The organism is Acinetobacter sp. 797_lipA (genome assembly GCF_058243025.1).
On the sequence record NZ_JBZAYQ010000001.1, the window covers coordinates 574945 to 601598 of the forward strand.

The 26654-nt window shown below is 42.1% G+C and carries 23 protein-coding genes and 1 riboswitch; of the genes, 9 read left to right on the forward strand and 14 right to left on the reverse strand.

All coding sequences use genetic code 11. From position 1 onward, the window contains the following. Positions 1-75: 75 nt before the first annotated feature. On the reverse strand, positions 76-528 hold the full coding sequence (locus AC4CU2_RS02780) for a hypothetical protein (RefSeq protein ID WP_004983582.1): 453 nt from the start codon (positions 526-528) through the stop codon (positions 76-78). A 193-nt stretch (positions 529-721) separates the two neighbouring features. On the opposite strand from AC4CU2_RS02780, the gene AC4CU2_RS02785 reads away from it, so the two are divergent. Beyond that, positions 722-1177, forward strand: a complete 456-nt coding sequence (locus AC4CU2_RS02785; protein ID WP_490768239.1) for an RcnB family protein — start codon at positions 722-724, stop codon at positions 1175-1177. Between the two features lie 69 nt (positions 1178-1246). Here the strand turns inward: AC4CU2_RS02785 and AC4CU2_RS02790 are convergent, their stop codons facing one another. From AC4CU2_RS02790 to AC4CU2_RS02805, 4 genes are all read right to left on the reverse strand, one after another. Beyond that, positions 1247-1744, reverse strand: a complete 498-nt coding sequence (locus tag AC4CU2_RS02790) for a phosphate-starvation-inducible protein PsiE (RefSeq protein ID WP_004697744.1) — start codon at positions 1742-1744, stop codon at positions 1247-1249. 140 nt (positions 1745-1884) lie between these two features. Further along, the gene (locus tag AC4CU2_RS02795) at positions 1885-3666 is read right to left on the reverse strand and encodes an acyl-CoA dehydrogenase C-terminal domain-containing protein (protein ID WP_490768240.1); all 1782 of its coding nucleotides are present in this window, start codon (positions 3664-3666) and stop codon (positions 1885-1887) included. Positions 3667-3863: 197 nt separating this feature from the next. Next, complete coding sequence (locus AC4CU2_RS02800; protein WP_490768241.1) at positions 3864-5666, reverse strand: acyl-CoA dehydrogenase C-terminal domain-containing protein; 1803 nt, start codon at positions 5664-5666, stop codon at positions 3864-3866. A gap of 305 nt (positions 5667-5971) precedes the next feature. Then, a complete protein-coding gene (locus AC4CU2_RS02805; protein WP_279681965.1) occupies positions 5972-6589 on the reverse strand; it encodes a hypothetical protein in 618 nt (205 codons plus the stop codon). Between the two features lie 137 nt (positions 6590-6726). Between AC4CU2_RS02805 and baeS the strand changes: the two genes are divergently transcribed. The 3 genes from baeS to AC4CU2_RS02820 all read left to right on the forward strand — a co-directional run bounded on the left by baeS (position 6727) and on the right by AC4CU2_RS02820 (position 10651). Next, positions 6727-8379 carry a sensor histidine kinase efflux regulator BaeS gene (gene baeS / locus AC4CU2_RS02810; protein WP_490769201.1) on the forward strand — a complete coding sequence of 551 codons (1653 nt, stop codon included), beginning with the start codon at positions 6727-6729 and terminating at the stop codon, positions 8377-8379. Positions 8380-8398: 19 nt separating this feature from the next. Then, positions 8399-9085, forward strand: coding sequence for a response regulator (locus AC4CU2_RS02815; RefSeq protein ID WP_004697755.1), 687 nt, complete (start codon positions 8399-8401; stop codon positions 9083-9085). Between the two features lie 210 nt (positions 9086-9295). After that, positions 9296-10651: an amino acid permease gene (locus tag AC4CU2_RS02820; RefSeq protein WP_490768242.1), complete on the forward strand. Its 1356-nt coding sequence runs from the start codon at positions 9296-9298 to the stop codon at positions 10649-10651. Between the two features lie 51 nt (positions 10652-10702). Here AC4CU2_RS02820 and AC4CU2_RS02825 read toward each other — a convergent pair whose 3' ends face one another. After that, the gene (locus tag AC4CU2_RS02825; RefSeq protein ID WP_039891156.1) at positions 10703-12004 is read right to left on the reverse strand and encodes an IS4 family transposase; all 1302 of its coding nucleotides are present in this window, start codon (positions 12002-12004) and stop codon (positions 10703-10705) included. A gap of 223 nt (positions 12005-12227) precedes the next feature. Between AC4CU2_RS02825 and AC4CU2_RS02830 the strand changes: the two genes are divergently transcribed. Further along, positions 12228-13160: an IS5 family transposase gene (locus AC4CU2_RS02830; RefSeq protein WP_081405714.1), complete on the forward strand. Its 933-nt coding sequence runs from the start codon at positions 12228-12230 to the stop codon at positions 13158-13160. An 826-nt stretch (positions 13161-13986) separates the two neighbouring features. Here AC4CU2_RS02830 and AC4CU2_RS02835 read toward each other — a convergent pair. The 7 genes from AC4CU2_RS02835 to AC4CU2_RS02865 all read right to left on the reverse strand — a co-directional run bounded on the left by AC4CU2_RS02835 (position 13987) and on the right by AC4CU2_RS02865 (position 21361). Continuing rightward, positions 13987-14358 carry an MmcQ/YjbR family DNA-binding protein gene (locus AC4CU2_RS02835; protein WP_490768243.1) on the reverse strand — a complete coding sequence of 124 codons (372 nt, stop codon included), beginning with the start codon at positions 14356-14358 and terminating at the stop codon, positions 13987-13989. A gap of 69 nt (positions 14359-14427) precedes the next feature. Further along, complete coding sequence (locus tag AC4CU2_RS02840; protein ID WP_490439001.1) at positions 14428-15873, reverse strand: protein adenylyltransferase SelO; 1446 nt, start codon at positions 15871-15873, stop codon at positions 14428-14430. 78 nt (positions 15874-15951) lie between these two features. Further along, on the reverse strand, positions 15952-16281 hold the full coding sequence (locus tag AC4CU2_RS02845; RefSeq protein WP_490768244.1) for a DHCW motif cupin fold protein: 330 nt from the start codon (positions 16279-16281) through the stop codon (positions 15952-15954). Between the two features lie 74 nt (positions 16282-16355). After that, entirely contained in the window at positions 16356-17522 is a 1167-nt protein-coding gene (locus AC4CU2_RS02850; RefSeq protein ID WP_490768245.1) for an acyl-CoA desaturase, read from the reverse strand. A 276-nt stretch (positions 17523-17798) separates the two neighbouring features. Further along, complete coding sequence (locus tag AC4CU2_RS02855; protein WP_490768246.1) at positions 17799-18521, reverse strand: glycerophosphodiester phosphodiesterase; 723 nt, start codon at positions 18519-18521, stop codon at positions 17799-17801. 307 nt (positions 18522-18828) lie between these two features. Then, the gene (locus AC4CU2_RS02860) at positions 18829-19407 is read right to left on the reverse strand and encodes a cob(I)yrinic acid a,c-diamide adenosyltransferase (protein ID WP_278345366.1); all 579 of its coding nucleotides are present in this window, start codon (positions 19405-19407) and stop codon (positions 18829-18831) included. A gap of 100 nt (positions 19408-19507) precedes the next feature. Next, positions 19508-21361, reverse strand: a complete 1854-nt coding sequence (locus tag AC4CU2_RS02865; RefSeq protein ID WP_490768247.1) for a TonB-dependent receptor plug domain-containing protein — start codon at positions 21359-21361, stop codon at positions 19508-19510. Between the two features lie 35 nt (positions 21362-21396). Continuing rightward, positions 21397-21603, reverse strand: a riboswitch (cobalamin riboswitch). 143 nt (positions 21604-21746) lie between these two features. Here AC4CU2_RS02865 and AC4CU2_RS02870 point away from each other — a divergent pair. From AC4CU2_RS02870 to AC4CU2_RS02885, 4 genes are all read left to right on the forward strand, one after another. Next, positions 21747-22388 (forward strand): phosphoribosylanthranilate isomerase, encoded by a 642-nt coding sequence (locus AC4CU2_RS02870; protein WP_490768248.1) that lies wholly within the window; start codon positions 21747-21749, stop codon positions 22386-22388. Beyond that, a complete protein-coding gene (trpB, locus tag AC4CU2_RS02875) occupies positions 22372-23601 on the forward strand; it encodes a tryptophan synthase subunit beta (protein WP_004697773.1) in 1230 nt (409 codons plus the stop codon). The genes AC4CU2_RS02870 and trpB overlap by 17 nt, the downstream gene beginning before the upstream one ends. Before the next feature lie 397 nt (positions 23602-23998). Beyond that, positions 23999-24511, forward strand: coding sequence for a DUF1543 domain-containing protein (locus AC4CU2_RS02880; protein ID WP_490768249.1), 513 nt, complete (start codon positions 23999-24001; stop codon positions 24509-24511). 161 nt (positions 24512-24672) lie between these two features. Beyond that, the gene (locus tag AC4CU2_RS02885) at positions 24673-25665 is read left to right on the forward strand and encodes a DUF2804 domain-containing protein (protein ID WP_490768250.1); all 993 of its coding nucleotides are present in this window, start codon (positions 24673-24675) and stop codon (positions 25663-25665) included. A gap of 60 nt (positions 25666-25725) precedes the next feature. Here AC4CU2_RS02885 and AC4CU2_RS02890 read toward each other — a convergent pair whose 3' ends face one another. Beyond that, positions 25726-26601 (reverse strand): metal-dependent hydrolase, encoded by an 876-nt coding sequence (locus tag AC4CU2_RS02890; protein WP_490768251.1) that lies wholly within the window; start codon positions 26599-26601, stop codon positions 25726-25728. Positions 26602-26654 lie beyond the last annotated feature (53 nt).

The following is a 26654-nucleotide window of genomic DNA, read 5'->3' on the forward strand; positions in this document are numbered from 1 at the left end:
GTACTTCCTACGTTGTACAAGATGAAAAGTCCCTCTTTTTAAAGAGGGACTTAGGGAGATTTAATTTTTAAGATTTTACTGCTCAGGATTTGGCGGGATGATTTGATCCAAATCTTTATCGGTCATCTTATCGAGTTCATGTAGATCTGTTTTGATTTTCCATTTTTCGGCATCTTCCACTGGGCTCGGTAGACGTGCTTCTAACCAGTCACAAATGACATCAGGTGGAAAGTCAGGATGGTTACACTGAATGACCCATGCCAAGAATTGCTTGGCTTCACCATTCATATATGGCGGCGGTGAAACAGGTAGAAACTGCGTCGGTAGGCGCTCATTTTTCGAAATATAGTTCAGTACATGTCCCAGCTCTTGTACCGTTTGCCATGCCAAAGGATGATCTACATCAATTTGAAACTTAAACCACCATGCACTTTTTCCATCTGTGCCATAAGCATCAATCAGATTTTTTTGAATACTGGGCACTTTTGCAAAATATTCATAGAGTCGATCAAAACTTAATTCAGCCACGATTGTTCATCCAATACATTTATAAACAAAGATTAAGTATAAACTGAAAACTCATGCATTTTTTGCTTTTCAAAGAAATCCAGCTTCAAACCTTATAGTGGCGATAACGGGCAGTGATCTAAAATTGATGGTTTATACATTTTTTATCCATGAAATTGGTTTAAAATAATAATATTCACCTCAGTGGAGGAAGATGATGAAATATTTAAAAATAATCTATGGAATAAGTTTACTCAGCTTATTTCCTGCACTGAGTTTTGCTCAACCAGCGATGCGTTATTATGGAAAACCGCTGACTTCGCAAACCCAGCGTTTCCCAACCTATGCTGGGCCGTATCAAGGTGCAATGCCCAGACCTACATCACCGCCTCAAATTGAACCCCCTCATCACAGACCACCTCCGCACCATCCACCACATGGCGGATATCCAATGCGACCCGGTGTGAGTATTATTTACCGAGCGCCCAGCTATTCAACCTATAGTCAGGAAACCAATAGCTATGTGTATGGGGATGGCGACTCCAGTATTGAAAGCCGTGATTATGTGTTGATTACCGATTGGCGACGTTTGGGACTGCCAGACCCACCTGAAGGTATGCACTGGATCTACGAAAATGGACGCTATGCTTTAGAGCCGGATTCAAAATAAATGAATCTTTGATTGATACAAAAACCCTCCGTTGTTTAGACAGAGGGTTTTTTAGTGGTCAATAAAAAATTAAGCGAGTTCATCATCTTGTGGGCGTGGTGTTTTTCCTTCAGGTAAAGGCTTGTCGGCATGTTTATCCCGAATTACTGAAGGGTAATTCCACGATGCATAACGGACTACCAAGATTGCAACCGCCATAATTAAAATTGAACCCGTAATAATCACCAAATCCATATCCGCTTTGTGGTCATGCTGGATATCGGAAATTAAAAGTCGGGTGAGGGCAGTGATTGCGATATAAATTAAAAAGCGGACAGGCATGTGGTTGGTTTTAAAATAGATCCCGACCATTGCACCCAGTTCTAAGTAGATGAATAACAGTAAAATATCATCAATTGAGGCATATTGTTTAATGGTCAGGATCTCATAAACGGTATGTCCTGCCGACCAAATCACCATACAGCCAATAATAAATAAAGCCACATAGTGAAAACTTTCTACTGCAGTATTGCCCAGTTTATCGAGGAGGGTTTCTATTTTCTCTATTTTAGGGTCACGGTTAGTCATGGCTGCCTCCTGATATGTTGATTGTGGTTTATTGCATCATAAGCAAATTTCATGCACATGACGTATAAAAGCAAAAATAAAGCTGAGCCATAAAAAAACGCCTGATGAAGCAGGCGTTTTTTTATTCAGTCATTAAGCGATTAAGCTTGGCTGGTGAAGTAGTCTTCAGAGAAGTTCGTGATGACTTCTGCACCTGCTTTTACTTTTACAATACGTAAGTCGATTTCAGGCAAAATACGTTGAGCAAAATAAGCTGCGAGCGCCAGTTTGTTTTGATAGAAGTCACCATCTTTGGCTTTTGCCGCATTGGCAATTCTTGCAAACATATAGGCAAAGCTGAGTAGGCCGACTGCATGTAAGTAATCTACTGCTGCTGCATTCGGGAACTCTGCACTTTCAGCAGCACGTTCAAGGATATACTTGGTCACTTCTTCCACTTCAGTTGCTGCATCGAGTGTTGCATCTTTAATGAAGTTTAGGTCTGCATCTAAGCTGTTAGCAAAGTCACGGATTTCAGTAATGTAGTCTGCGATGAAAGCACCACCACATTTAATGGTTTTACGACCGATTAAATCTTGAGACTGAACGCCGTTGGTGCCTTCATAGATTTGTGCAATACGTAAGTCACGTACACACTGCTCCATGCCCCATTCACGAATATAACCATGTCCACCGAAGACCATTTGTGCATCTAAAGTTGCTTGGAATGCTGTGTCGGTTAAATACGCTTTTGCAATAGGGGTTAACAATGCAACACGGTCATTGGCTGCTTTCACCGCTTCAGGGTCTGTTGAGAACTTGGTGATATCCAGTTGCTGACCCACGTAAACTGCAAATGCGCGAGATGCTTCATTATTCGCACGTGCATTAAGCAACATGCGACGTACATCACCATGAACTAAAATGCTGTCCGCGGGTTTAGCTGGCGATTGAACACCCGACGCACTACGACCTTGTAGACGGTCTGTTGCGTACTGTGCAGCATTTTGGTAAGCAAATTCAGATGCGCCTAAACCTTGAATACCCATCGATAAACGTTCGTAGTTCATCATCACGAACATTGCCGCAAGGCCTTCATTTTCTTTACCGACCAAGTAACCTTTGGCACCGTCAAAGTTCATTACACAAGTTGCAGACGCTTTGATCCCCATTTTGTGTTCAATTGAACCTGGACCTGCCGCATTACGCTCGCCTACAGAACCATCTGCATTGACTAGGAATTTAGGCACGATGAAGAGTGAAATACCACGTGAACCCGCAGGCGCATCTGGTGTTTTCGCTAGAACTAAGTGAATGATGTTTTCAGCTAAGTCGTGGTCACCACCAGTAATAAAGATTTTGGTCCCTGTAATGTTATAGGTGCCGTCTTCATTACGTTCAGCTTTAGTTTTGATAATGCCTAAATCTGTACCTGCATGAGGCTCAGTTAAACACATGGTCCCAGACCATTCGCCTGAGTAAATTTTAGGTAAATAGGTTTCTTTTTGTTCTTGCGATGCGTAGCTGTTCAGCGCCATGCCAGCACCGACAGAAAGAAGTGGGTAGAGCATGAACGATGGGTTAGTTGCGAATAGCATTTCATCTGCAAGAACCGTCAGCATTTTTGGCATGCCTTGACCGCCCCATTCTTCATCAGCCGCTAAGCCAATCCAGCCGCCTTCAGCATATTGCTTAAACGCTTCTTTAAAACCCGCAGGCGTAGTCACTGCTCCATTGCTAAATGTTGCACCTTCTTCATCACCTGTACGGTTTAAAGGCAGGGTTACGTTCTGCGCAAATTTAGCCATTTCCTCGAGGATCGCTTCAGCCGTCGCACTGTCTACATGAGCTAGATTTTCATTAGACTGCCAGAACTGATCTGCATTGAAAACGTCATTGAGGATAAATTTCATATCCGCAAGTGGGGCATTATAAATTGGCATGTTCGTTCACCTGTTTATTGTTTGAATCTCTGTAGACTTAGGACAGCTTAATTAACAACGGATAGTGTTGTTAAATGACCCAAGCGAAATAACGCTCTATTTATAAAGAAAAAGGACCGCCAAAGCTATGACTGTCCTTTTTCATTTCTGTACTCAAGAGTACAACTATTTCGAATATCGAATTAGTTATTAATTACTTAGAATGCAAAGTGCTCTGCATCTAATGCAAGTAACGGTTCTACGCCACCAGCAATCACATCAACGTGTGAGCGAACACGTGGAAGAATCTTCTTGAAGTAGAAACGAGCTGTCGTGACTTTCGCATTATAGAAGTCAACGTCAGTTGTGCCTGCAGCCAATGTTTCTTGAGCCACAAGTGCCATACGTGCCCATAGGTAAGCAAGCGTTACATAACCAGAGAAGTATAGGTAATCGACCGCAGCAGCACCGACTTCATCTGGGTTTTGCATTGCTTTCATACCAATTTGCATGGTTAAGTCGCCCCACTCTTTGTTTAGAGCAGCAAGAGGTTCAACAAACTCTTTCATTGCAGCATTGTCTTTGTTTGCTTCAACAAATTTGTGAATAATCTTAGTGAAGTCTTTCAACATTGCACCTTGAGTACCCAAAACTTTACGACCTAACAAGTCAAGCGCTTGGATTTCAGTTGTCCCTTCGTATAAACACGCAATACGTGTATCACGAACGATTTGTTCCATGCCATGCTCTGAAATAAAGCCGTGACCACCAAACACTTGAACGCCGTGATTTGCAGATTCAGAACCCGTTTCAGTCAAGAATGCTTTTGCAATTGGAGTAAGCAGTGACAAGATGTTGTCAGAAGATTTACGCTCTTCTTCCGTCGCACCTTGCTCAACCACGTCCGCATGTAGAGACAATAAGTAAACCAGTGCACGACCACCTTCAGCAAATGCTTTTTGAGTTAACAGCATGTTACGAACAGCAGGGTGAACAATAATTGGATCGGCTTCTTTTTCTGGTGCTTTAGGACCTGTCAAAGAACGCATTGCCAGACGGTCTTTCGCATAGGTTAATGCACCTTGGAATGCACCTTCAGATGCAGCAAGACCTTGAACAGCAGTACCAATACGTGCGGTGTTCATGAAAGTGAACATGCAGTTTAAGCCACGGTTTTCAGGGCCAATCAGGAAGCCTTTTGCATTGTCAAAGTTGATTACGCAAGTTGAGTTACCATGGATCCCCATTTTGTGTTCGATAGAACCACAACGCACCGCGTTACGCTCACCCACAGTACCGTCTGCGTTTAAGTTGAACTTCGGTACGATGAATAAAGAAATACCTTTGGTGCCTTTAGGTGCGCCAGGAAGACGAGCAAGTACAATGTGAACAATGTTCTCAGCCATGTCATGTTCACCCGCTGAGATAAAGATTTTCTCACCAGTGATTGCATAGCTACCGTCAGCTTGTGGCTCAGCTTTAGTACGGATAATACCCAAGTCAGAACCAGCGTGTGATTCTGTTAAGCACATCGTACCTGTCCAAACACCTGAAACAAGGTTTGGTAAGTAAGCATCTTTTTGTTCAGCTGAACCGTGATGTTCTAAAGTACGAACTGCACCATGAGAAAGACCTGGGTACATGCCCCATGCCCAGTTTGCAGTACCGACCATTTCTGAAATCACGTTACCCAAAGAAACAGGTAATGCTTGACCGCCGTATTGCTCTTCAGCAGAAAGAGAGGGGAAGCCAAGTTCGATATATTTTTGATACGCTTCTTTAAAGCCAGTTGGAGTTGTAACAACGCCATCATTCCAAGTACAACCTTCGCGGTCGCCGCTTTGGTTGATTGGAGACAATTCGTTTTCACAGAAATCTGCAGCAGCTTCTAAATATTGGTCAACCAATTCACGGCTTACGGTTTCCTGAAATGCAGGCAATTTAGAATAGTGTTCTTCTGCATTCAATAGCTCATGCAGTACGAATTGCATATCACGTAAGGGCGCTTTGTATTGTGGCATATCGGTTTCCTCAATACTGGTTTAACCAGCTTATAATCCTAATAAACATAAAAACGTGTCTTCTTTGACACGGATTGGAATAACTTAATCGTGCAACATCTTCTAATTTGGTACAAGCGGTTCAGGTGCTTTTCTTGGTGACTGTAAAGTCAAATAAATATTATTCAAAATCGCTAAGTGCACTGAGTGTAAACAGTTTTGCTGCTTTTGGCATGACATAAATAGTCAAAAAGCGTAAAAAGTTATGTCCAATAAAAAAGGCGCAATTTGCGCCTTTTTGATCTATTTATACTTTTTAGAGTGGTTTAAGCAGCCTTATTGGGTGCTGAAACAGGAGCTTTAGGTTGGAAGTGAACGATACATTTGCCATCTACTGTTTGTGTGCCGACTTTTAACTGCACGACTTTACCATCGGTTTGACCTTGGCAGGCTTTGGTCGCAGCTTGTTGGCGCGCTTGACGTTCAGCTAAACGTTGATCGTATTGCTGGGTTAACTCAGCACGTTTCGCATCGGTTAGTGGTTCGCCGCGTTGCATATGCATGCCACGGAATTCACCACGACCGGCTTGATCACCACGCATTGGGCGATGTTCACCACGTTTCATTTCATCACGGTTCGGTTTAAACGAAATCGCACATGTGCCTTCTAGTGTTTGCTCACCTGCTTTGACTTGGACTGCTGAACCCACCGCTTTGCCATCGCAGGCTTTTTTAATGTCTTGCATGACTTGTTTACGTTCAGTACGCATTTTTTCAAATTGTTCGCGTTGTTCAGGTGTCATGTGACGGTCTTTCTGATAATGACCATGCATATGTTGCGACTGCTCCATATCTTTTGGTGCTTGGGTGGATTGACAGGCAGTTAACGCACCTACAGATAAAACGCTGGCAGTGGCTAAAGCAATTTTTGTCATCTTATTCATTCTATAACTCCCCCATACAAGAGCATGTGATTTTGGATGATTAAAGATTAAATAATAAAGATGTAGAAACAATGGAGAGTTTTTTGATGCAGTGTTCTATACAATAACAAGGCAAAAGAATGACCGAGAGATTGCTTTTGAAGATTCGCCGCGTACCGATTGCTTTACGCTTATTCCTCACTGTATTGCTGACCACTTTGGTGATTACCACGGTGAGTTTAGGTGTGCTGCATTGGACGATGCAAAAGAATTTTGCCAAATATGTGGCGGACGTGGAAATGCAAAAGCTTGATCATCTGATTGATAACTTGGCTGGCGTTTATAGCACTTATCATGACTGGGGCAATGCCATTCAAGCGCAAATTTTGCAGATTGAAGGACATGCCGCGCCAGATGATTATGACCGTCTCTCTCGTTGGTGGCTGCGCCGCCAGTATGATATTGCTCTGCAACAGCGTTATTTTAAAGAGAATACCAAAACCTTACTCAGTGATGTCTCTACCACAGAAGTCAAACATGAAAAACAGATTTTAACTGAACAAGAACTGCAAGCTTTGGAGGAAAACTTACCTTCGGAGTTCCAACCCTTTGAAGGTTTAAAGTTCCCGCTCAGCGCCAATCAAAATGTGTTCCGTCCAGATCGTAAAAAAGAAGAGATTGAACAAGAGAGCAAACAAAACACAGGCAAAAAACAGTTTATTTCCACGCCTGACCGTTTGGGGCTTAGCTCGCGTTTGTCTTTATACGATACGCAGCGTCAGTTTGTGGTCGGTGAACCTTCGGATGATCAATTTTCATTCCGGCCTATTGTGGTGAATAACCAGGTGGTGGGGTACTTGGGGCTGAAACCAGTCCTTGATCAAGATGATGCATTGAGTATCAACTTCTTTAGTAACCAAAAACGTTATTTATTGCTGGTCTATGGTTTAACCGTTTTTGCTAGTTTAATTGCTGCGTTGTTGCTTGCGACTTATTTTAAGACACCGATTCAACGCTTGTTGAATGGTACGCGTGAATTAACAAAGGGTAATTTTCAGCATCAAGTTAAAGTGAATCGAAACGATGAGCTGGGTGATTTATCCAATGAACTGAACCAACTGGCGGTGATTTTAGATCAGCATGAAATTTCGCGTCGTCAGTGGGTGTCAGATACTTCGCACGAGTTGAAAACACCGCTGGCAGTGTTACAAGCGCAGATCGAAGCGATGCAAGACGGAATTCGAAAACCAACGCCTGAGCATTTTGAATCGATGTTACGCCAAGTCACCAGCTTGAAAAAACTCACACATGACTTGGCTGATTTGGCACAAGCGGAAGCACAGCAATTAAACTGTTACTTTGCAACCGTGAACCCGTGGGCGGTGATTGAGCAAGAAGTGGAAAACTTTAAGCCTAAATTTGAACAGGCCCATTTAAGCATTAGTGTCGAAGGTGAGGGCGCTGAGTTACAACTTGATATTGACCGCTTTAAGCAAATCATGGTCCATTTGTTGGGCAATAGCATTCGTTATACCGAAGCGGGTGGTCAGGTTCGAGTCCATACGGAACAGTCCGCAACAGATTGGACGGTCTATGTCGATGACAGTCCTTATGGTTTAAGTGATGAGCAACTAGCAAGACTCGGTGAGCGTTTCTACCGAGTCGATGACTCGCGTACGCGTAGCACAGGTGGTACAGGTTTAGGTTTGGCTTTATCGGCTAAACTGGCACAGGCTTTAGGCGGCGAATTGAGTTTTGATCATTCACCTTTGGGTGGTTTACGTTGCAAGTTAACGTTCCCAAAAAAATGAAACACAAAAGGAAGTATGTATGAAACATATTATGCTGGTTGAAGATGAAGTAGAACTTGCACAATTGGTCCGCGATTATCTTGAAGCAGCGGGCTTTGAAGTCAGTATGTTTCATGATGGTCAGGAAGCCTACGATAGCTTTACACAGCGTAAACCCAGTCTGATGATTTTAGACTTGATGGTGCCGCGTATGGATGGTTTGACCATTTGCCGTAAAGTTCGTGAACAGTCGGACTTACCGATTATTATGGTCACTGCACGTACGGAAGAAATTGACCGTGTGCTTGGCTTGAACATGGGGGCTGACGACTATGTGTGTAAACCTTTTAGCCCGAAAGAATTGGTGGCACGTGTCCAAGCCGTGTTACGTCGTTTAGAGCGTAAAGCTGAGCCTGAAGATCAGTCTTTGTTCCGTATGGATAAAGCGCAACAACGCATTTGGTATCAACAAAAGCCTTTAAACTTAACGCCGACCGAGTTTCGTTTACTGGAGTTGTTTTTAGAGCATGTGGGTCAAGTCTATTCACGTGCACAGCTACTGGATCATATCAATCCAGACAGTTTTGAAGTGGCTGATCGTGTGATTGATAGTCATATTAAGAACTTACGTCGTAAGATTTCGGATGCAGCTGAAACAGGTAACCGTCATGAATGGGTTCAGGCGGTATATGGGGTAGGCTACCGTTTTGAATATCCTGAAGATTAATTCAGTTTTCTGAACGATAGAAGAAGCGGATCAGCCTTGGGCTATCCGCTTTTTTATGGGATTCAAGCAAAGATGGCAATCAAAATCAGCAGTTCGCTTAAATCTCCAGCTGGTGAATGAAGCCGAGCAATCGGCGATTTTAAAGGGCAAGACTGGTTGATCGTCTGTGCAAGCGGTACAATTCATTTTTTTATCAGATGAGCATGTGTTTTGAGCAGCGAGACGCCTAAACTTCAGCGCCGTTTAAAGAATCGCCATATCCAGTTGATCGCCATGGGCGGTGCAATTGGCACAGGGTTGTTCTTAGGTTCAGCACATATAATTGAGTCTGCTGGCCCATCTATTATTTTGGGTTATATGATTGGCGGTTTGATTGCATTTTTAATTATGCGTCAGCTCGGTGAAATGATTGTGCATGAGCCAGTGACGGGTTCATTCAGCTACTTTGCCTTTAAATATTGGGGGCGGTTTTCAGGCTTTTTAACGGGCTGGAACTACTGGGTATTGTACATCTTGGTGGTGATGACTGAGCTGACCGCGATTGGTAAATACGTCAATTACTGGTGGCCACATATTTCTGCTTGGGTCTCGGTGCTGGTGTTTTTTGTGGTGATCACACTGGCCAATCTTGCCAATGTCAAACTGTATGCGGAGTCTGAGTTTTGGCTGTCGATGATTAAAGTTGTGGCGATTATCGCCATGATCATCTTCGGAGTTTATCTGTTGTTGACGGCTGATGTCGGTTCAACTGCATCTGTCACGAACTTATGGGCACATGGTGGGTTTTTCCCACATGGCTTTGAAGGCTTGTTTTATATGCTGGCCTTTATGATGTTTGCCTTTGGCGGCATTGAGCTGATCAGTATGGCGGCTGCGGAAACCGAAGATCCTGAAAAGAACATTCCAAAAGCAGTCAATCAAACGGTGATTCGGGTTTTCCTGTTCTATATTTGCTCGCTGGCGATACTTTTGTCTTTGGTACCTTGGAATCAATTGGATTTGGGTGGCTTAGATAAAAGTCCATTCGTACTGATTTTTAAGCAAATTGGCATTGATTGGGCAGCGCATTTACTGAATTTTATTATTCTGACTGCATCGGTTTCTGTTTGTAATAGCGGGATGTATGCCAATAGTCGCATGCTATTAGGTCTGGCCGAACAGGGCAATGCTCCACAAGTTTTTAAGCAGGTGAATCGACAAGGGACACCGATTGCGGCGGTTTTATTTTCAGCATTACTGATTTTTGGGTGTGTGCTGTTGAATTACTTTTTGCCTGAAAAAGCGCTCAGTTATCTGATTTATATTGTGGTCAGTGCGGCTGTGCTGAATTGGATGATGATCAGTTTGATCCATCTTAAATTTAGACAGAGTATGAAAAAGCAGGGCATTCAAACTAAGTTTCCAGCGTTATTTGCACCGTTTAGCAATTATTTTGTTTTAGTGTTTATGCTGATGATTTTATATATCATGTGGAATCAAGGTTTTATGCTTTCCGTGTTGATGCTTCCTGTTTGGATTCTCGTGTTATTTGTTTTATTTAAAACATTGAAGACGAAAAAGAGCTAAAGCGCAGGTGATGATGTTAAAAAAGGACTCACTATGAGTAATGCCAGTCAGTTAAGAAATTGACTGGCATTTTCTTGGGTACTTTTGAGGCTTTATTTTGACGACTCTAGGGCATTGCCTTGATCTTCTTTCAGGCAAAACAAACATTTTAGACTGTTCCAGCAAACGCTCTAAATGCTTGGGCAAATTCCCTGCCGATTCCAGCGGAGTATGCCTTAATATATTGATAATGCTGATTGAAGCAATATGGAAACTGATACGCAAAGGGCTGACTTTCGCCCGTTGAGCCATAAATTTCATTTGCCTTCTAAGAATATTATAAGCAATCAATACACCCCATAATTCCTGATACACCAATTCAGGCTGCTTGCTTCTTAAATGCATCCCATCTTGCAGGTCGCTCTTGATTTCACGGTAGCACATCTCGATTTCCCAGCGCTGAGCATACAGCGTACTGACCTCTTCCAGAGGATAAGCCTTTGAATCTAATAATGATGTAACGTATCGTCTAACCCTTCCAGACTGTTCAGTTTCAATCAGGCGGGCTTCCCAATAGTCACCTAAATCCGGATTCAGTTTCTTCGCTCTTGGAGAAACAGGCATTCTGATTTGAAAGTCATGCGCTGAGTTTTTCCTGATAATTTCATAGCGCAGATTGTCTTTAGCCCGCATAAGCCAATGGCAGTTTTCCCGAGACTGCCACCCTGATAAGAAATCAGCAGAGAAGTAGGCCCGGTCAAATAAAGTCAGGCTATTTGCAGGCACTTTCAATTTCTTCGCTAAAGTCAGCTCGCCTTGATCCATACTTCCAATCCCGGCATCAATCACTTCATGAGTATTGGTGTTGATCAGGCAAACCGCTCTGGCTTGCGGCCAAGGTGCTGCTATCGTTTTGCCTTTGGAAGAACCGAAGTGCCTGAAGTTCTCATCTGTGTGGGGCATGGACCAGACGGCTCCATCTACAGCGCAGATGCTTAGGCCATGAAAGGCGGAATATTGCGGCTGAGAATCTTCAAACCATGTCTGACTCAGTGTATTGAACAGGACATTTAAAGGCTCCAGACCCAAGCGCTGTCTGGCCTGCACTGATGCGCTTGGGGCGCAGCTTTCAGCCGTGCCAAAAACCAGCTGCAGCTGCTGAACAACATACCAGATGGGCTGGTCGCGGAACAATGCAAGTCCAATAACTAGCCATACAGCATGCTCTGCGGGGAGTTTTCTTTTTCTGACCGATGCTTTCCCGGTCCGTTTTAAACAGTCTTCAATCCAGTTTAAATCAATTAATTCGCTAAAATTAGAAAGTGAAGGAGCTGTCTGCTGAAATGCTGAACTTAAATTCTGAGAAAAAGTCATAAAAAAATGAGCGTATCTGGATACGCTCATTTTTACCGCATTTCAGCTATTTTGTCTTAACTGATCAGCATTACTCACTATGAGTCCTTTTTTATTGGGCTTTTGATCATTGAGGGTTCTGATTCATGGGTAAGTTATAAGCATTTTAAATAATGTTTTAGTTTGTCTTGGCTTTGTTGCACAAACCTATCTGTAAAGGCTTTTTCAGCGATATAATTTTCAAATGAAGAAGCCTACACACAAAATCTACCGCACAACCAATTGGCCCGCATATAACCGAGCACTCATGAGTCGCGGAAATATTGCCATTTGGTTTGATCCTGCTACGCAATGGTATGCGCCATCAAAAGGCAAACAAGGGCGAAATCAAACCTACTCCGACGCAGCCATCCAATGCTGCTTAATGATTAAATCCTTATTCCGTCTGTCTTTACGTATGGTCACTGGCTTTGTGCAAAGTCTGATTAAACTTTGCGGATTAAATTGGATAGCTCCAGATTACACCACGCTTTGTAGAAGACAAAAGCATATTGATATTGTAATCAGCTACCAAAAAAGTAGCGATGGGCTGCATCTACTCATGGACTCTACAGGCATGAAGTTTCTAGGTGAGGGCGAATGGAAACGCAAGAAACATGGACCTGAATATCGTCGCCAATGGCGTAAACTTCATATTGGTATAGATGCTAAAACCCTACAAATACGAGCAGTTCAGCTTACAACCAATAATGTCAGTGATTCACAGGTGCTTGGTGATTTACTTAATCAGATTCCACAAGATGAGCGGATTGACTCTGTTTATACCGATGGAGCTTATGACACCAAGCAATGCCGTCAGGTCATTGCAGATCGGCAAGGGCATGCGGTGATTCCACCTAGAAAAAATGCGAAACCATGGAAAGATACAAAGAGTAGCTCGCTAGAGCGAAATGAATTACTTCGAACAATTAAACGTTTAGGCAGGACACTATGGAAAAAATGGTCAGGCTATCATCGGCGAAGTTTGGTTGAAACTAAGATGCATTGCATCAAATTATTAGGAGATAAACTCAGTGCAAGGAGTTTTGATAGCCAAGTGAATGAGATCCATGCACGTGTAGCAGTCCTTAACAGATTTACGGAATTAGGTCGACCACTTACCCAAGTTACGCCTTAAATTTAGCTCAATTAGGGGCGCTTTGCATTTCCAATCTTTGTGCAACAAAGCCGTTGGACTATAAGATAGCGTCCAAACTTTTCGACAATACATTCAAATAAGCAACTGAATATGAAAATGACTAAGACTTTACTGATTCTCAGTCTGTCTTTGTACGAGTTCAGCATGGCTTTCTGATTAACTTGGATGGAGAGTGAGCTACTCTCATACTTCATCTTTTCGGATTGATATGTATAGATAATTAAATAGGCAAAATCGAGAAAGAGTGATTGTATTTCCAACAGATTGAAGTACTGAGCTATAAAGTTGCTTTTAAATCACGCAAAAAGTAATTTTTAGGAGTAAGGCTCAGCTTTAGTCATCCTGAAAACTATCCACAATTTCTGCGGATAATTTTGGGGGTAAGTCTAATTAAGCTTATTTTTCTATGTACGTTTTGGCTTACACTAATTCAAGCGGATTGCGTCTAGGTCAGCTCTGAAATATTTTATATGATGCAGTCATAGAGAACAGGAAGTTCCAAAACATAAAACAAAAATAATAAGTTCAACACTAGGATGTGAGGTACGACAGGAGTTATACCTAGCTAACCAATACGAAAAAGCCCGACAGGATGTCGGGCTTTTTTTTATCATCTATAAATGTCTCATTTCACTTTTCGTTTCGAATTTGGGGTTCCAAAGTGGGCAATACGTAGAAAACGTTGAAAAACTGTTTAGCCGAGACAATATACGTTCAAATCCATGACCTGTTTGATGCAGTGATTGGGTTGCGCTTTAGAAAATGTAATAGGAAGAATTAACAATCTTTTTCATTCAATACATATTTAGGTGATGGCTTTAAGCGCAGCGATTCGCTGTCTTTGTAGTTTATTCAGCTTGGATACCACGAGCTCATAAGAGCTGTGTACTAGATCAATGGCTAAATCCGAATCTAAGTCTTCATCCTCATATATTGAAATCCAATGCTTTTTATTCATATGCCATCCTGCATGAATATACGGATAAATATCACGTAGCATCGCACCGTGGTCAGGCGTAACTTTTAAGTTACTTAAAGCTGCCCCACTTAAAGATGAATTGAGCAAAAATATTTTGTCCATGACTTTATAAACATCACAGCCTTCACCAAAGGGCTGACTACACGTCACTTCTGGCAGGGCAAGTGCAGCTTTTGCAGCAATAAGGTGTAAGGACATGGTGATCATCACTCAATGGGCGAAGCCCTGTGGATATTGTTTAATTTATCCACAGTTTAAGCCAAACGCTTAAGAGGAACAACTCACCATTACCTCAGGAACATCCGTTGGCAAAGGTGCTAAATCTTCCGCTTTCTCTAGTGCTACATTCCGCTCAAACGGTTGGCTAAGCAGGTCAAATAAGCGTTCGACTTCTGAAAAATCATTCCGTTCAGCCAGCTCAATCGCTTTTTGTGCCATGTGATTGCGTAGGGTATAAACAGGGTTGGCTTGTTGCATGGCTGCATCGAGTTCTGTTGTGTCTTGATTGGCACGAATCTGTTCATATTGTGCGAGGAAACTTTCAAAATGACGGCGGTCAAGACAATCATCTTTAATCATTTCATATTGCTGCTCTTGCAAACGCGTAAAGCTCTGTGTGTAGTCGAGCTGTTCGGTTTGTAGAATCCGTAAGAAGGTCATGGCACAGTCAAAACTGTCAGTGTGGAAATGAGGTAAGCCCATTTTCTGACTTAAACCCAGTTTGTAGTGCTCCAAGAACGTGGGTTCATAGTGCTCTAGGCAAGTGGCAAGGTCTTGCTTCCATTGTTCTTTGTCATAGTCTTGTGGACAAAGCGGAATGAGGTTATTCAACCATGTCCATAAGTTCCAGTGTCCAATGCTCGGCTGTTGCTGATAGGTATAGCGACCTTGATAGTCGGAGTGATTGTTAATCCAATTCGGACGGAAGCGTTCCATAAAACCATAAGGGCCAAAATCGAGGGTTGAACCCGTAATGTTTAAATTATCGGTATTCATCACCCCATGTGCGAAGCCGACCAGTTGCCATTTGGCAATCATGACTGCAGTCCGTTGAATCACTTGGGTTGCAAATGCCAAAACAGGTTGTTCCAAATCTAAACACTCGGGGTAATGCCATTCGATACATTTTTGGGTAAATTCTTCGAGTAAATCAGGTTGATACTGGTTGATCCACTCAAAATGCCCCAAGCGAATATGACAGTCTGATGTACGTAACATCATTGCGCCGAGTTCTAATTTCTCCCGCTGCACGCCTTGAGTCGACGAGGTAAAGCCAACAGCATTACTCGATGCGACGCCTAAATTATTCAGCGCATGTCCAGCCAAATACTCACGAATGACGGAGCGAAGTACCGCACGACCATCTCCCATACGTGAGTAAGGAGTAGAGCCGGCACCCTTTAAATGCAGGTCAATGGTTTGTCCATGTTGATCAAGAATTTGTGCGATCAATAAACCCCGACCATCACCGAGCTGTCCTGCCCACTGACCAAATTGATGTCCTGCATAGACCATTGCCAATGGTTCAAATTCACTAAAGGTTTTTTGTCCGCTACAAATCTCTACCCAAGACTGTTTGTCTGCTTCAGACCATTGCAACTGTTCTGCTAAAGAGGCATTGAAATGACCTGCTTTTGCCCCTTCTAGTGGCAAGGGTTGTTGATGGTGATAAAGCTTTGAAGGAAGGAGAGAGTAGCGTGAATTGAACTGCATAGTGAAGGATCACAAGGGATAAGCCATGACCCCATCAATATAGCAAAGTTTTAGTGTTAAGACATATATCCAACTGTTTTAGTCAACTATAAACAGTCTGGCACCTTTTGAGGTGGACGAGCGATGGGCTTCGGCTTGATCCGCAACTTGGTAACTCATGCCAGCCGTGAGGGTAAAGCTACGACCATCATCTAGTTCCGTGTGTAGTTCGCCTTCTAAGCACAACAGGATATGTCCTTTAGAACACCAGTGGTCGGCCAAATAGTTCTCAGAATACTCCACCATACGCACGCGAATCGCGTCAAATTGCTGAGTACGCCATAGGGCATAACCCTGATCACCTGTATGGCGGGTGGTTGGTATCTCGGTCCAGTTGGTAATACCGAAAGGAATATTCTTAATATCCATGTTGTTATCCTTTATGAACTGCTAAAAAAAGCCCCTTGCGGAGCTTTCTTTTGAAATGGTGAATCAGAGATTAATTATTGTGAAACAGGGGCTTTTTTAATGCTACGCATCAGTGTGGTCAAAGTTTGACGATGATGACCTAAGCGCTGTTCAACCAATTGAAACTCAATTTTGAGTTTCTCATCCATTTGATGGATTTTTTCAGCCACTGCTGTTTTCTTGGCTTGAATTTCTTGTTCTTTCAATTTTGCCCAGTCATTTAAGGTTTGGGTGAATGCATCATACTCTTGTGCAATACGAGCTTTTGCGGAACTAATGTCATCACTGACATTTAGACCATGAACTTCTAAGTCTTGTTCAGCGTATTTAAACTTCATCGCAAGTTCAGCTTTTTTAATATTAAAGCTCGGAATACGACGTAAGTTTTTAGCTAAACCCAGTTTTGAGCATGACCAAATCAACCATTTGGTTGGGTCATATTGCCACCATTTCACCCCGTTACGATAGTCGTATTGGAAAATGTGGTGGTAGTTATGATAACCCTCACCCCAAGTGGCAATGGCTAACCAGAAGTTGTCACGTGCAGTATTTTCGTCGGTATATGGACGTTTGCCCCACATATGACATAAAGAGTTAATAAAGAATGTGACATGGTGGCTGAGGATTAAACGCATTAATCCGCCCAACAATAATACGCCCCATAAGTCACCTACCGCCCAACCAATCGGTAATAAAATACCTGTGTGTACGATGATTACTAAAGGAACATAGTATTTGTGTTGGAACATCACCAATTTATCATTCAGTAAATCGGGTGCATTTTTAAAATCAGGTTCTGCTGACGGATAGTCACGAAGCATCCAACCCATGTGCGCATACCAAAAACCATTGTTAATCGAGTACGGATCTTTCTCGATATCATCGACATGGCGGTGGTGTGTACGGTGACCTGAACCCCAATATAAAATACTGTTTTGCACAGCAAAGGTACCCATAATCATCAAAATGATTTTTAAAGGTAAGTTTGCTTCATAAGCACGGTGTGACCATAGACGGTGATAGCCAGCGGTAATACCTAAGCTACTAACACCCAGTAATACAAACATACTGATCCAAGCGGCTAAGCTGAAATCATGCTGAAAGGCATATAAGGGAATTGCAATCACAGCCACAATCGGAAGAAAAACCAATGCAAAAATTGCAACCCAGTTAAATGGGGCTTTGGGTAGGGGAGCATTCATCTCCAACAGCACTCCTGAAACCTTGGGAGGTATAAATGGAAGGTCAATCCATTACTTTTTGCATGGATTAAGCCACAGCATATTAGCATGAGCGAACCATGCTTCACTAGCATTATTGTACAGATGTATTGTACTAAACAGTAACAGAATACGAATGTTTAGATATCGAAATTACCGAAGCTTTTCTAGGCTTTATAGTAGCAGAGCGATCAATATGAAAAATAAACATTTTCAGTGCTACTACTCATGTAAAACTCAAGTCAATCTGTGGCCTGTTCAATGCACATCGGTCAAATGTTGTAGCATCATTTTAGGAAAATCGGTAATTAATCCATCAATGCCGCAGTCACGTAAATGTTTAGCACCCTCGATATCATTTACCGTCCATACGCTAATGGCTAAATTCGCTTGTTGTGTGGCTTTTAACAAGTCATCGGTTGCCAGTTGGTTCATCCAGCCGATTTGGCAACAGTCGTATTTGAGCGCTTGTTCAATCGCAAGATGTTGAATATCGTCTTCAATCAATAAGCCACGTTTAAATGTTGAGTGTTGATCTTGGAGTGCTTGTAGGATTTTAAGATCAAAACTGGTGATGACCGCACTATGTTCAAAGCCTCTAAGTTGCTGTGTTAAATGTTGCGTCAGTCGCTCAGCTTCAGCTTGTGTTTCTACAGCTTTGACTTCAACTTCAAGATGTTCGAAGTCCTGCATGATCTGAAGGGCTTGTAGTAATGTTGGCGTACTTTGCTTTTCCCAGTCTAGCCAAATATGTGCTTGGTTATAGGTGTCGAGTTGTGTGCTGTTTAATGGGTAGAGTGCTTGGTCACTACCTGTGGTTCGGAGCATGTTGTCATCATGCATAATGATCAGCTCATGGTCTTTGAGCTGACGAACATCAAATTCGACCGCACGTATGCCCAGATCATGAATATATTGAAAACCGCCGAGTGTATTTTCTGGGGCTTCGCCACGTGCACCACGATGTCCGATGATTCTCATATTGAACCTGATCTATATACGTCTTTTGAGTGATTGTAGCGCTAAAACATTGGATTGGGGGATAGATTCTAAGGTGGAGATATTAGATATGCGTAAATGCGATTTGTAATGGTTTGCGGCGGAACTGAATTTGAATGAAATGCTTCTGTGAAATTTAGGATAAGAGATGGTAGTAGACGAGTTTTACGCTTGGAAAATGGTTTTGGTTATTTTTCCCGAAAGAAATGTAAGCTAAGAAAGCCTTCCAGTGAATTGATCACTGCAAGACTCCGAAAAAATCTATTTCGTTCTAAAAACTTAGAAACGTTTAAATAGTTTCATTGATATTTTTTTGCCAAAGTACTTCTGAGCCACCTTCAGCACGCTGCAAAGCACGGGATGCAACAAAAAGCCAGTCGGATAAACGATTGAGCAACTGTAGTGCGGTGCTTTGAATATTTTGATCACGGGTGTGCACTGACATTAAGCTACGTTCAGCTCGGCGACATACCGCTCGTGCTTGATGTGCATAGCTACATGCTAAAGAACCCGAAGGTAAGATAAACTCTTTAAGCATAGGTAAGTCTTCATTCATGCGGTCAATTTCTTGTTCAAGAAACTCAATACAAACCGGTTGCAGCAAGTGATAGTTGGGAATGCACACCTCACCACCTAAGTCGAAAAGCCAATGTTGAATGAGGCTTAAGCTTTTGTCCCATGTGGCTTTGTTTGTGATTTGGCTTGAAGTAATTTGAGCACGAAGCACACCAATCGTTGAATTGAGCTCATCGACATCACCGAGTGCGGTAATTCGTAGATCATCTTTAGTCACACGTGATCCATCGCCCAAACCTGTGGTGCCTGAGTCGCCAGTACGGGTATAAATTTTACTTAAACGGTGGCCCATAATTTGTCCTGTCTAAAGAATGAAAAAAAGGATAATGTCGGTCAAAACATTATCCATAAACTGCGCTGTTTTAAATTGTTTTTTGAGTCTTTACGTTAAATTAATAACGGAAAGTGACTCCTGCGGAAGCGAAACGACCGCCGTTGATGTACCAATCTTCTGGGGAGTTATCCCAAGAACTTGCCGCTTTATATGCTTCTCGATATTGAACATCACCCATGTTTTGAATGTTAGTAAACACTTTAACTGTTGGGTTAATATTCCAATAGGCATTGAAGTCGACAGTTGCATAACCTGGAACTTTTACGCTATTTGCACTATTGCTAGCATTGGCATGTGAACGAGCTATTACCGAAGTACTAAGTCCATAGACAGCATTTTCTAGTCCTGCAGTGAAAGTAAGCGTCTGTTTTGGGCGATAGGCAATTTCTAAACCTGTTGCTTTATTTTCAGTTTCAACATAAGCATATTCTGTCGCGAGGAATAAATCGTCTTGTTTCCATTTCAGACCTGCCTCACCGCCTGTAAAATTGGCTTCGCCAACATTTTGATTCATGCTGTCGCTATAGACGATTAAGTTATCCACATTGGTGCGATAAACAGAAAAACTAGTCGCTAGATTATCCGTAATCGCATAATCAAAACCTAGTTCATAAGAGATGCTTTCTTCGGGTTCTAAATTTTCATTACCGCCCCACTGAGAATAGAGTTCATTTAGGGTCGGAGCACGGAATGCACTGCCAATATTGGCATAAACGCTTGCATTAGGCAGGAAATGATAGCGAATAGCACCTTGACCTACTGTGTGGCTTCCAAAAAGCTCATTGTCTTCTACACGCAGACCAACTTGAGTGTCAAACAGTTCATTTTTAAATTGGTGTTGTAGATAATAACCTGTGCTATTAACGCTCTGATCTTGATTTTTGATTGAGCTGGTTTTGTAGTTGGCGTCATTATAAGTTGCACCAACTAAAATATTTTGATTTGGTGTGAATTTCCATTTTAGGTTTAAATCACTTTGGTTATTTTCAGTGTTGTACTGTGTGAAATATGATGGAACATCTTGCTTGTCTTGAACATTTGCAAAATGTGCACCTAAAATTAGATTTTGCAGAATATTGTAATCAACTTTCGCATTAATAACACGATTAACAAAATTACGAGGAGCTGTATTGGTAATGTAGTCATTACTGAAAATACTTGTTCCTTTATTTTCACTAATCGAAGCAGAAGCATCAAGCTGATTTTCTTGGAAATATCCAACTTTTGCATTATAGCCTTTTTGATCATAGCTGGCCTTATCACTTTTATCTTGGCTTTCAAAAATACGAGTTCCATCACTTTCTAAGCGTTGGCCACCTACTTGAGCATAGAAACCTTGATCTGTGACTAAATCTGCTTTTGCGATGGTTTTATAGGTATTGTTTTCACCATAGATACCAGTTAATTCTGCACCAGACTTAACTGGTTTTTTTGAAATAAGTTGAACTACACCACCGATTGCATCACTACCATATTGGACTGAAGCGGGGCCTTTCAAGATCTCAATTTGTTGAACATCTGAAGTATCTAAAAAAGCAGGATAAAGTGGGCCAAGTTCATTTTGACTATTTAAACGCGCGCCATCTTTTAAAACTAAGGTATGGACAGCTTTTGTTCCACGTAGTCCAATTTCAGAAATTTGTCCCATACCGCCACTTTGTTTCACGTAAACAGAAGGGTCTTGTTGGATTAAATCAGATAAATTGAGAGCAGGGTTCTTTTCAATCGCATTTTTATTGATGACAGAAATACGGGCAGGAACGTCTTTAATCTTTTCTTCAGAACGTGTTGCAGTGACAACCAATGTATCTAAAGATGCATTAATACTGTCTTGTGCAGATGCAGAAACGGAGAAACCCATCGCAATAGCGATTGCGCCCACTAAAGCTGTAGGCTGAAATAAATTTGGCATGCTGGCTCCATACATTCACCCCCCGTGAATGATTGAGTTAAATGGCGCAATAAGCAGGTCTCCGGACTTAAATATAAATATTGCGAACAATATTGGTATATCCATCTTCCCACACGAGTGCAGTGATGTAAGTGCAAACACTTATAAAGATATACGTTTCGTTTTACCGTTGCGGGGGCAGTGTTGGACTCTCACCAACTTCCCTAAAGCATAGTGCTTAGACTTATTGCATTTGGGTGAAGTATAAGGTTTGTATGTGAATTAAACAATCTATGTAAAGATTTTTCAGGATGAACTTTACGCAAGGTGAAAAAATTGCATTACAATGATTCGCCCTGTTATTTATAGATCAGCTATAAATAGGGTTGAGCCAGAGTCATAACCTATGCGAACCCGTGCCAAAATTTGTGGAATTACCCGTAGCCAAGATATTCAAGCTGTGGTCAATGCCGGGGCTGATGCAATTGGTTTTGTATTTTTCCCGCTTAGTCCACGTCATGTCAGTGCAGCTCAAGCCAAAGAACTGATCCAACATATACCTGCCTATGTGCAAACTGTTGGACTTTTTGTGAATGCAACGGTGGATGACATTGCCGATGTGTTAAAACAAGTGGCGCTCGATATCATTCAGTTTCATGGTGATGAAACACCAGAAGACTGTCAGACAATTGCGGCACAGGTGGGACGCCGTTGGTATAAAGCCATTCAAGTGAAACCTGACCTGAATGTGGTGGCAGAAGTTCAACGCTTTCAACAGGCAGGGGCAAGCGCAGTCCTTTTAGATGCATGGCATCCCGAACTGAAAGGGGGAACAGGACACAGTTTTGACTGGTCACAATTCCCCAAACTGGATATTCCTTTAATTTTAGCTGGTGGTTTAACCCCTACTAATGTTGAAAACGCTATAAAGACGACTGGGGCTTATGCTGTAGATGTCAGCGGAGGCGTCGAATCCGCTAAAGGTATAAAAGACCAACAACTTATAGAAAACTTCATGCAAGGAGTCCATCGTGGATCAGCAAAGTAATGTGATTGACTATACCCAATACCCAGATGAACGTGGGCATTTTGGTATCCATGGCGGACGTTTTGTGTCAGAAACTCTAATGGCAGCATTAGAAGACTTAGAAAAGCTCTATTTCCGTATGAAAGATGATGAGCAGTTTCTGGCAGAATTCGACCGTGACCTCGCCTACTATGTAGGTCGTCCTAGTCCTTTATATTATGCTGAGCGATGGTCGAAAGAGTTGGGTGGTGCACAAATTTACTTAAAACGTGAAGACCTGAATCATACAGGTTCACATAAAGTGAATAACACGATTGGTCAGGCTTTACTGGCAAAACTGTCGGGTAAAAAACGAATTATTGCTGAAACTGGCGCAGGTCAGCACGGTGTTGCAACGGCTACGATTGCAGCGCGTTTAGGGCTTGAATGTGTGGTATTCATGGGTGCAGAAGACGTGAAACGTCAAGCCATGAATGTCTATCGTATGCGTTTACTTGGTGCGACCGTTGTGCCTGTGGAAAGTGGCTCTAAAACATTGAAAGATGCCATGAACGAAGCGATGCGTGATTGGGTCACCAATGTTGATTCAACTTATTATGTGATTGGTACGGTTGCAGGCCCACATCCTTATCCACAATTGGTTCGTGATTTCCAATCGATTATTGGTCGTGAAGCACGTAAACAAATTCAAGAGCAAGCAGGGCGTTTACCTGATGCCTTGGTGGCATGTGTCGGTGGTGGTTCAAATGCAATGGGCTTGTTCTACCCATTCTTAAACGATGCTGATGTGAAAATGTACGGTGTTGAAGCTGCAGGTTATGGCATTGAAACAGGTAAACACTCTGCACCATTGAATGCTGGTCATGTCGGAGTTTTACACGGTAACCGTACTTATTTAATGTCGGATGAACAAGGCCAAATCATTGAAACTCATTCAATTTCAGCAGGTTTGGATTATCCAGGTGTAGGCCCTGAACATAGTTTCTTAAAAGATATGCACCGTGTTGAATATGTGCCGATCAATGACAATGAAGCTTTACAAGGTTTCCGTGATTTAACCCAGATTGAAGGGATTATTCCTGCACTGGAAAGCTCTCATGCGATGGCTTATGTGACTAAACTTGCGCCAACCATGTCTAAAGATCAAATTATTATTGCGACGGTTTCTGGTCGTGGTGATAAGGACTTAATGACTGTGGCACGTATTGATGGCGTGGAAATGGTTGAGATGTAAGAATCCTCGACTAACCACTTTTGAAAAAGAGAGAAAAGCCTCCCCCTTTTAATAGATGAGGGTTGGGTGGATTACAAAAATCGTGCTGAAGTGATTCAGCACGATTTTTTCTTATGTAGATAATTTTGGTTTAAAAATGAGCATTTAAGAGTTTGAAAATTAATATAATTGTTTGATTCGAGGAAAGGCCGTTTGCAATTGTTCGAGGCAGACTATTAGTTGAACTATACAGTTTCTGCGATATAGTGAACGGATTGATGATATGTGCCGAGTTTTGCAAACGGAAATGCCTTTGGTTACTTTGGGCAAAACCAAAGTAACATGATGAGCTCCGCAAATAAGAAGTACAAACTGTAAGACTCCGCTAGGTACATTTTAATTTGAAAAGGAGCAAAACATGCCTAACCTATTTATGGTCATGCTTGGTGGTCGCCATGCACGTGCAAATACCGAAGTCCATGATGTTGTATTTGCAGTCGCTGACAGTCTAGAAGAGAGTTACCCGCAACTTAAAAATGCATGGTTTGGTGAACAAAAAGGCTTACATATTGATGCTTGGATGCAAGTGAATGGTATTGAATGTCGAGGGAAAAAATACCAAATACAGTTTAGTGATGCTCAACCCCAAGCGGAGGATGAAAAACTGTGGCTCATAAATTTAGGTGGCTATGACACACGTGAATTTGGGGAGTTACATCGTTATGTACTCGTCGTTGCGCCGCATGCCGCAGAAGCCAAACAACTTGGCAAACAATATTTTGATCAAAAGTGGCAAAAGCAACATACTGACCGTGTTTTAGACGTTGATGGCTGTATTGCGATTGATTGTGTACATGGTCGTTATGTGGCATTGGTTGAAGCTGAGTTTGATGTAAACACATGGGAAAATACATATCTCATGTTAAATTAAGTTTGAACTATTCCTAATTCTTTTAAGTGATGTATTAAAACGAAAAGCAGGTTTAACGAATAATTTGATGAAAAAACAAACTAAATACTTTTCACCTTTAAAATTATAGGCATAATAGGCTTATGGATATTAATTAACTTTTGCTTAAGGATAAAGCATCAATGGATTTGATACAGTCCAACGGACAACCACATTATGGTCGGTTTAGCGAACTTCCAAAAACCATTGATTTAAATAAGTATCAGTATAAAACCCCATATGGTGAAGTGCTCACTGGCTGGCGGAAAAAGCTAAAATATAAGAAATTTAAGTTTTGTAGCATTCAACATGAACACTACACCATTGGCTTAGCGATTGCTGATATTGCTTGGGCTGGACACGGTTTCGTTTATATTTATGATCATCTCAAAAATGAAGTACTTGAATGGAACGCCGTCAATTTTCTGGCGCGTAAAACCGTATTAGATGAACAGCCTTTATATAACCAAAGTGTATTTGCAAATTCACCTTTTCAAATTGAAATTCAGCATGCCAATGGGGTGCGTTATGTTCAAGTCACCAAGTATGGTGAAATTAAGCTGAGCGCCCGTATCTTCTGTGCAGGCACTGATCCATTGAGTATGTGTAGTCCAACAGGGATTAATGGCTGGACTTATACTCAGAAATTGACCACCTTAGCTTGTGAGGGTTTTTTTACCAATAAAGCGGGGCAGATCATTCAGTTTAATGAGCGGACCTTAGCTGCGCTAGATGATACCTGTGGTTTCCTCCGACCGGAAACAGCTTGGTTTTGGCTCTCTTGTAGTTTTTGGGATGCACAGGGTAAGCGTATTGGTCTGAACTTAGCCTCTGGTGTGAATGAAAGTTTTGGCAATGAAAACTGTCTGTGGGTAAATGGAAAGCTCTATACCGTGAGTGATGTGCTGTTCCAGATGGAAGAAGAAGGACGTTGGAGCATTCGTTCGCTAGATGAGCGCTTAAATTTAACTGTGATTACGGGCTGGCGCCGTTTTGAAAACCTAAATTTGCGTCTTGTGGGCAGTCAGTTTAGTCAGTGGCAAGCCAAAATTAGCGGTACGATTCAGCAGGATGATCAAGAAATTGTATTGCTAAATGAATATGGACTGCTCGAACAGCACTATGCAAAGTGGTAAAAGACCTATAACAAAAAAACCAGCATCATGCTGGTTTTTTCTTTTGTTATGTTTATGAATTTATTTCCCTGCTTGCCAAAAAGCTTCACCCGCTAAAATCGGATCATGACTTTCTGCAAGGGTATCGATCCAAACATCGTACTGTGCAATCACAGGATGTTGATTGGGATGAAAGTCTTTCTTAAACCAATCGAGATATTGACCACGCATGCGGGACAGTATCCCTTTTTTACCAAAGAACCAAGGCAGCCCTTTACGCATCATTTGCAAGCGCTGAATACGGCTAAAGCCATCATGCTTGAGCATGACATCTGCACGATAAGTGGTGAAACCAAACATCATCACCGTGGTAAAGGCCAATGCAAATAGACGCGTCGCTTCAGGCACATGTCCGACTTGTTTCATCACATCAAACGCGACATCACGGTGTTCCATTTCTTCAATGGCATGCCATGCAAATAAAGAACGCACATAGGGGTGGGCCTCAGCCAACGTGGCTTTATGGCTATAAAAAGTCTCGGCCATCAGTGCGGTTAAATGTTCTGCCGCAGCCGTCATGGCAATGTTGTACTGCGGCGAGCGTTTGCTTAATTCGAACTTAAAAATTTTATTTAAACGCTGAATAAACTGATCGACAGGCATGCCTTGTTCTCGCATGACTTGATTCATTTTGTCATGGGCAATGCCATGCTGTGCTTCCTGCTTAATAAAATCGGTGACACGTGCAGCTAAGCTTGGGTCTGTAATTTGGTCCCTAAACAAACGCACGCTTTGAATAAAATAGCGTTCTCCATCGGGGAAAGTGAGGCTGAGTGCATCGAACATGCGCGTCCGAAATGGGTCGCCGCCAAACCAAAAACGGGGTACTTCATCGAGCTTAAAATTGAGTTGGGTTCGCACAATCGGTTCAACAGGGGCTTTAACAATGGCATTCATTTTGTTTTACTTCATTTGCCTTGGATGATTGCAGTATGTCGGAGAAAATGCAG

What these genes read in the sequence shown, in the direction of transcription:
- AC4CU2_RS02785 (WP_490768239.1), top strand. Translation starts at nt 722, where the DNA reads ATGATGAAATATTTAAAAATAATCTATGGAATAAGTTTACTCAGCTTA.
- AC4CU2_RS02790 (WP_004697744.1), bottom strand. Translation starts at nt 1,744, where the DNA reads ATGACTAACCGTGACCCTAAAATAGAGAAAATAGAAACCCTCCTCGAT.
- AC4CU2_RS02795 (WP_490768240.1), bottom strand. Translation starts at nt 3,666, where the DNA reads ATGCCAATTTATAATGCCCCACTTGCGGATATGAAATTTATCCTCAAT.
- AC4CU2_RS02800 (WP_490768241.1), bottom strand. Translation starts at nt 5,666, where the DNA reads ATGCCACAATACAAAGCGCCCTTACGTGATATGCAATTCGTACTGCAT.
- AC4CU2_RS02805 (WP_279681965.1), bottom strand. Translation starts at nt 6,589, where the DNA reads ATGAATAAGATGACAAAAATTGCTTTAGCCACTGCCAGCGTTTTATCT.
- AC4CU2_RS02815 (WP_004697755.1), top strand. Translation starts at nt 8,399, where the DNA reads ATGAAACATATTATGCTGGTTGAAGATGAAGTAGAACTTGCACAATTG.
- AC4CU2_RS02825 (WP_039891156.1), bottom strand. Translation starts at nt 12,004, where the DNA reads ATGACTTTTTCTCAGAATTTAAGTTCAGCATTTCAGCAGACAGCTCCT.
- AC4CU2_RS02830 (WP_081405714.1), top strand. Translation starts at nt 12,228, where the DNA reads ATGAAGAAGCCTACACACAAAATCTACCGCACAACCAATTGGCCCGCA.
- AC4CU2_RS02835 (WP_490768243.1), bottom strand. Translation starts at nt 14,358, where the DNA reads ATGTCCTTACACCTTATTGCTGCAAAAGCTGCACTTGCCCTGCCAGAA.
- AC4CU2_RS02840 (WP_490439001.1), bottom strand. Translation starts at nt 15,873, where the DNA reads ATGCAGTTCAATTCACGCTACTCTCTCCTTCCTTCAAAGCTTTATCAC.
- AC4CU2_RS02845 (WP_490768244.1), bottom strand. Translation starts at nt 16,281, where the DNA reads ATGGATATTAAGAATATTCCTTTCGGTATTACCAACTGGACCGAGATA.
- AC4CU2_RS02850 (WP_490768245.1), bottom strand. Translation starts at nt 17,522, where the DNA reads ATGAATGCTCCCCTACCCAAAGCCCCATTTAACTGGGTTGCAATTTTT.
- AC4CU2_RS02855 (WP_490768246.1), bottom strand. Translation starts at nt 18,521, where the DNA reads ATGAGAATCATCGGACATCGTGGTGCACGTGGCGAAGCCCCAGAAAAT.
- AC4CU2_RS02860 (WP_278345366.1), bottom strand. Translation starts at nt 19,407, where the DNA reads ATGGGCCACCGTTTAAGTAAAATTTATACCCGTACTGGCGACTCAGGC.
- AC4CU2_RS02865 (WP_490768247.1), bottom strand. Translation starts at nt 21,361, where the DNA reads ATGCCAAATTTATTTCAGCCTACAGCTTTAGTGGGCGCAATCGCTATT.
- AC4CU2_RS02870 (WP_490768248.1), top strand. Translation starts at nt 21,747, where the DNA reads ATGCGAACCCGTGCCAAAATTTGTGGAATTACCCGTAGCCAAGATATT.
- AC4CU2_RS02880 (WP_490768249.1), top strand. Translation starts at nt 23,999, where the DNA reads ATGCCTAACCTATTTATGGTCATGCTTGGTGGTCGCCATGCACGTGCA.
- AC4CU2_RS02885 (WP_490768250.1), top strand. Translation starts at nt 24,673, where the DNA reads ATGGATTTGATACAGTCCAACGGACAACCACATTATGGTCGGTTTAGC.
- AC4CU2_RS02890 (WP_490768251.1), bottom strand. Translation starts at nt 26,601, where the DNA reads ATGAATGCCATTGTTAAAGCCCCTGTTGAACCGATTGTGCGAACCCAA.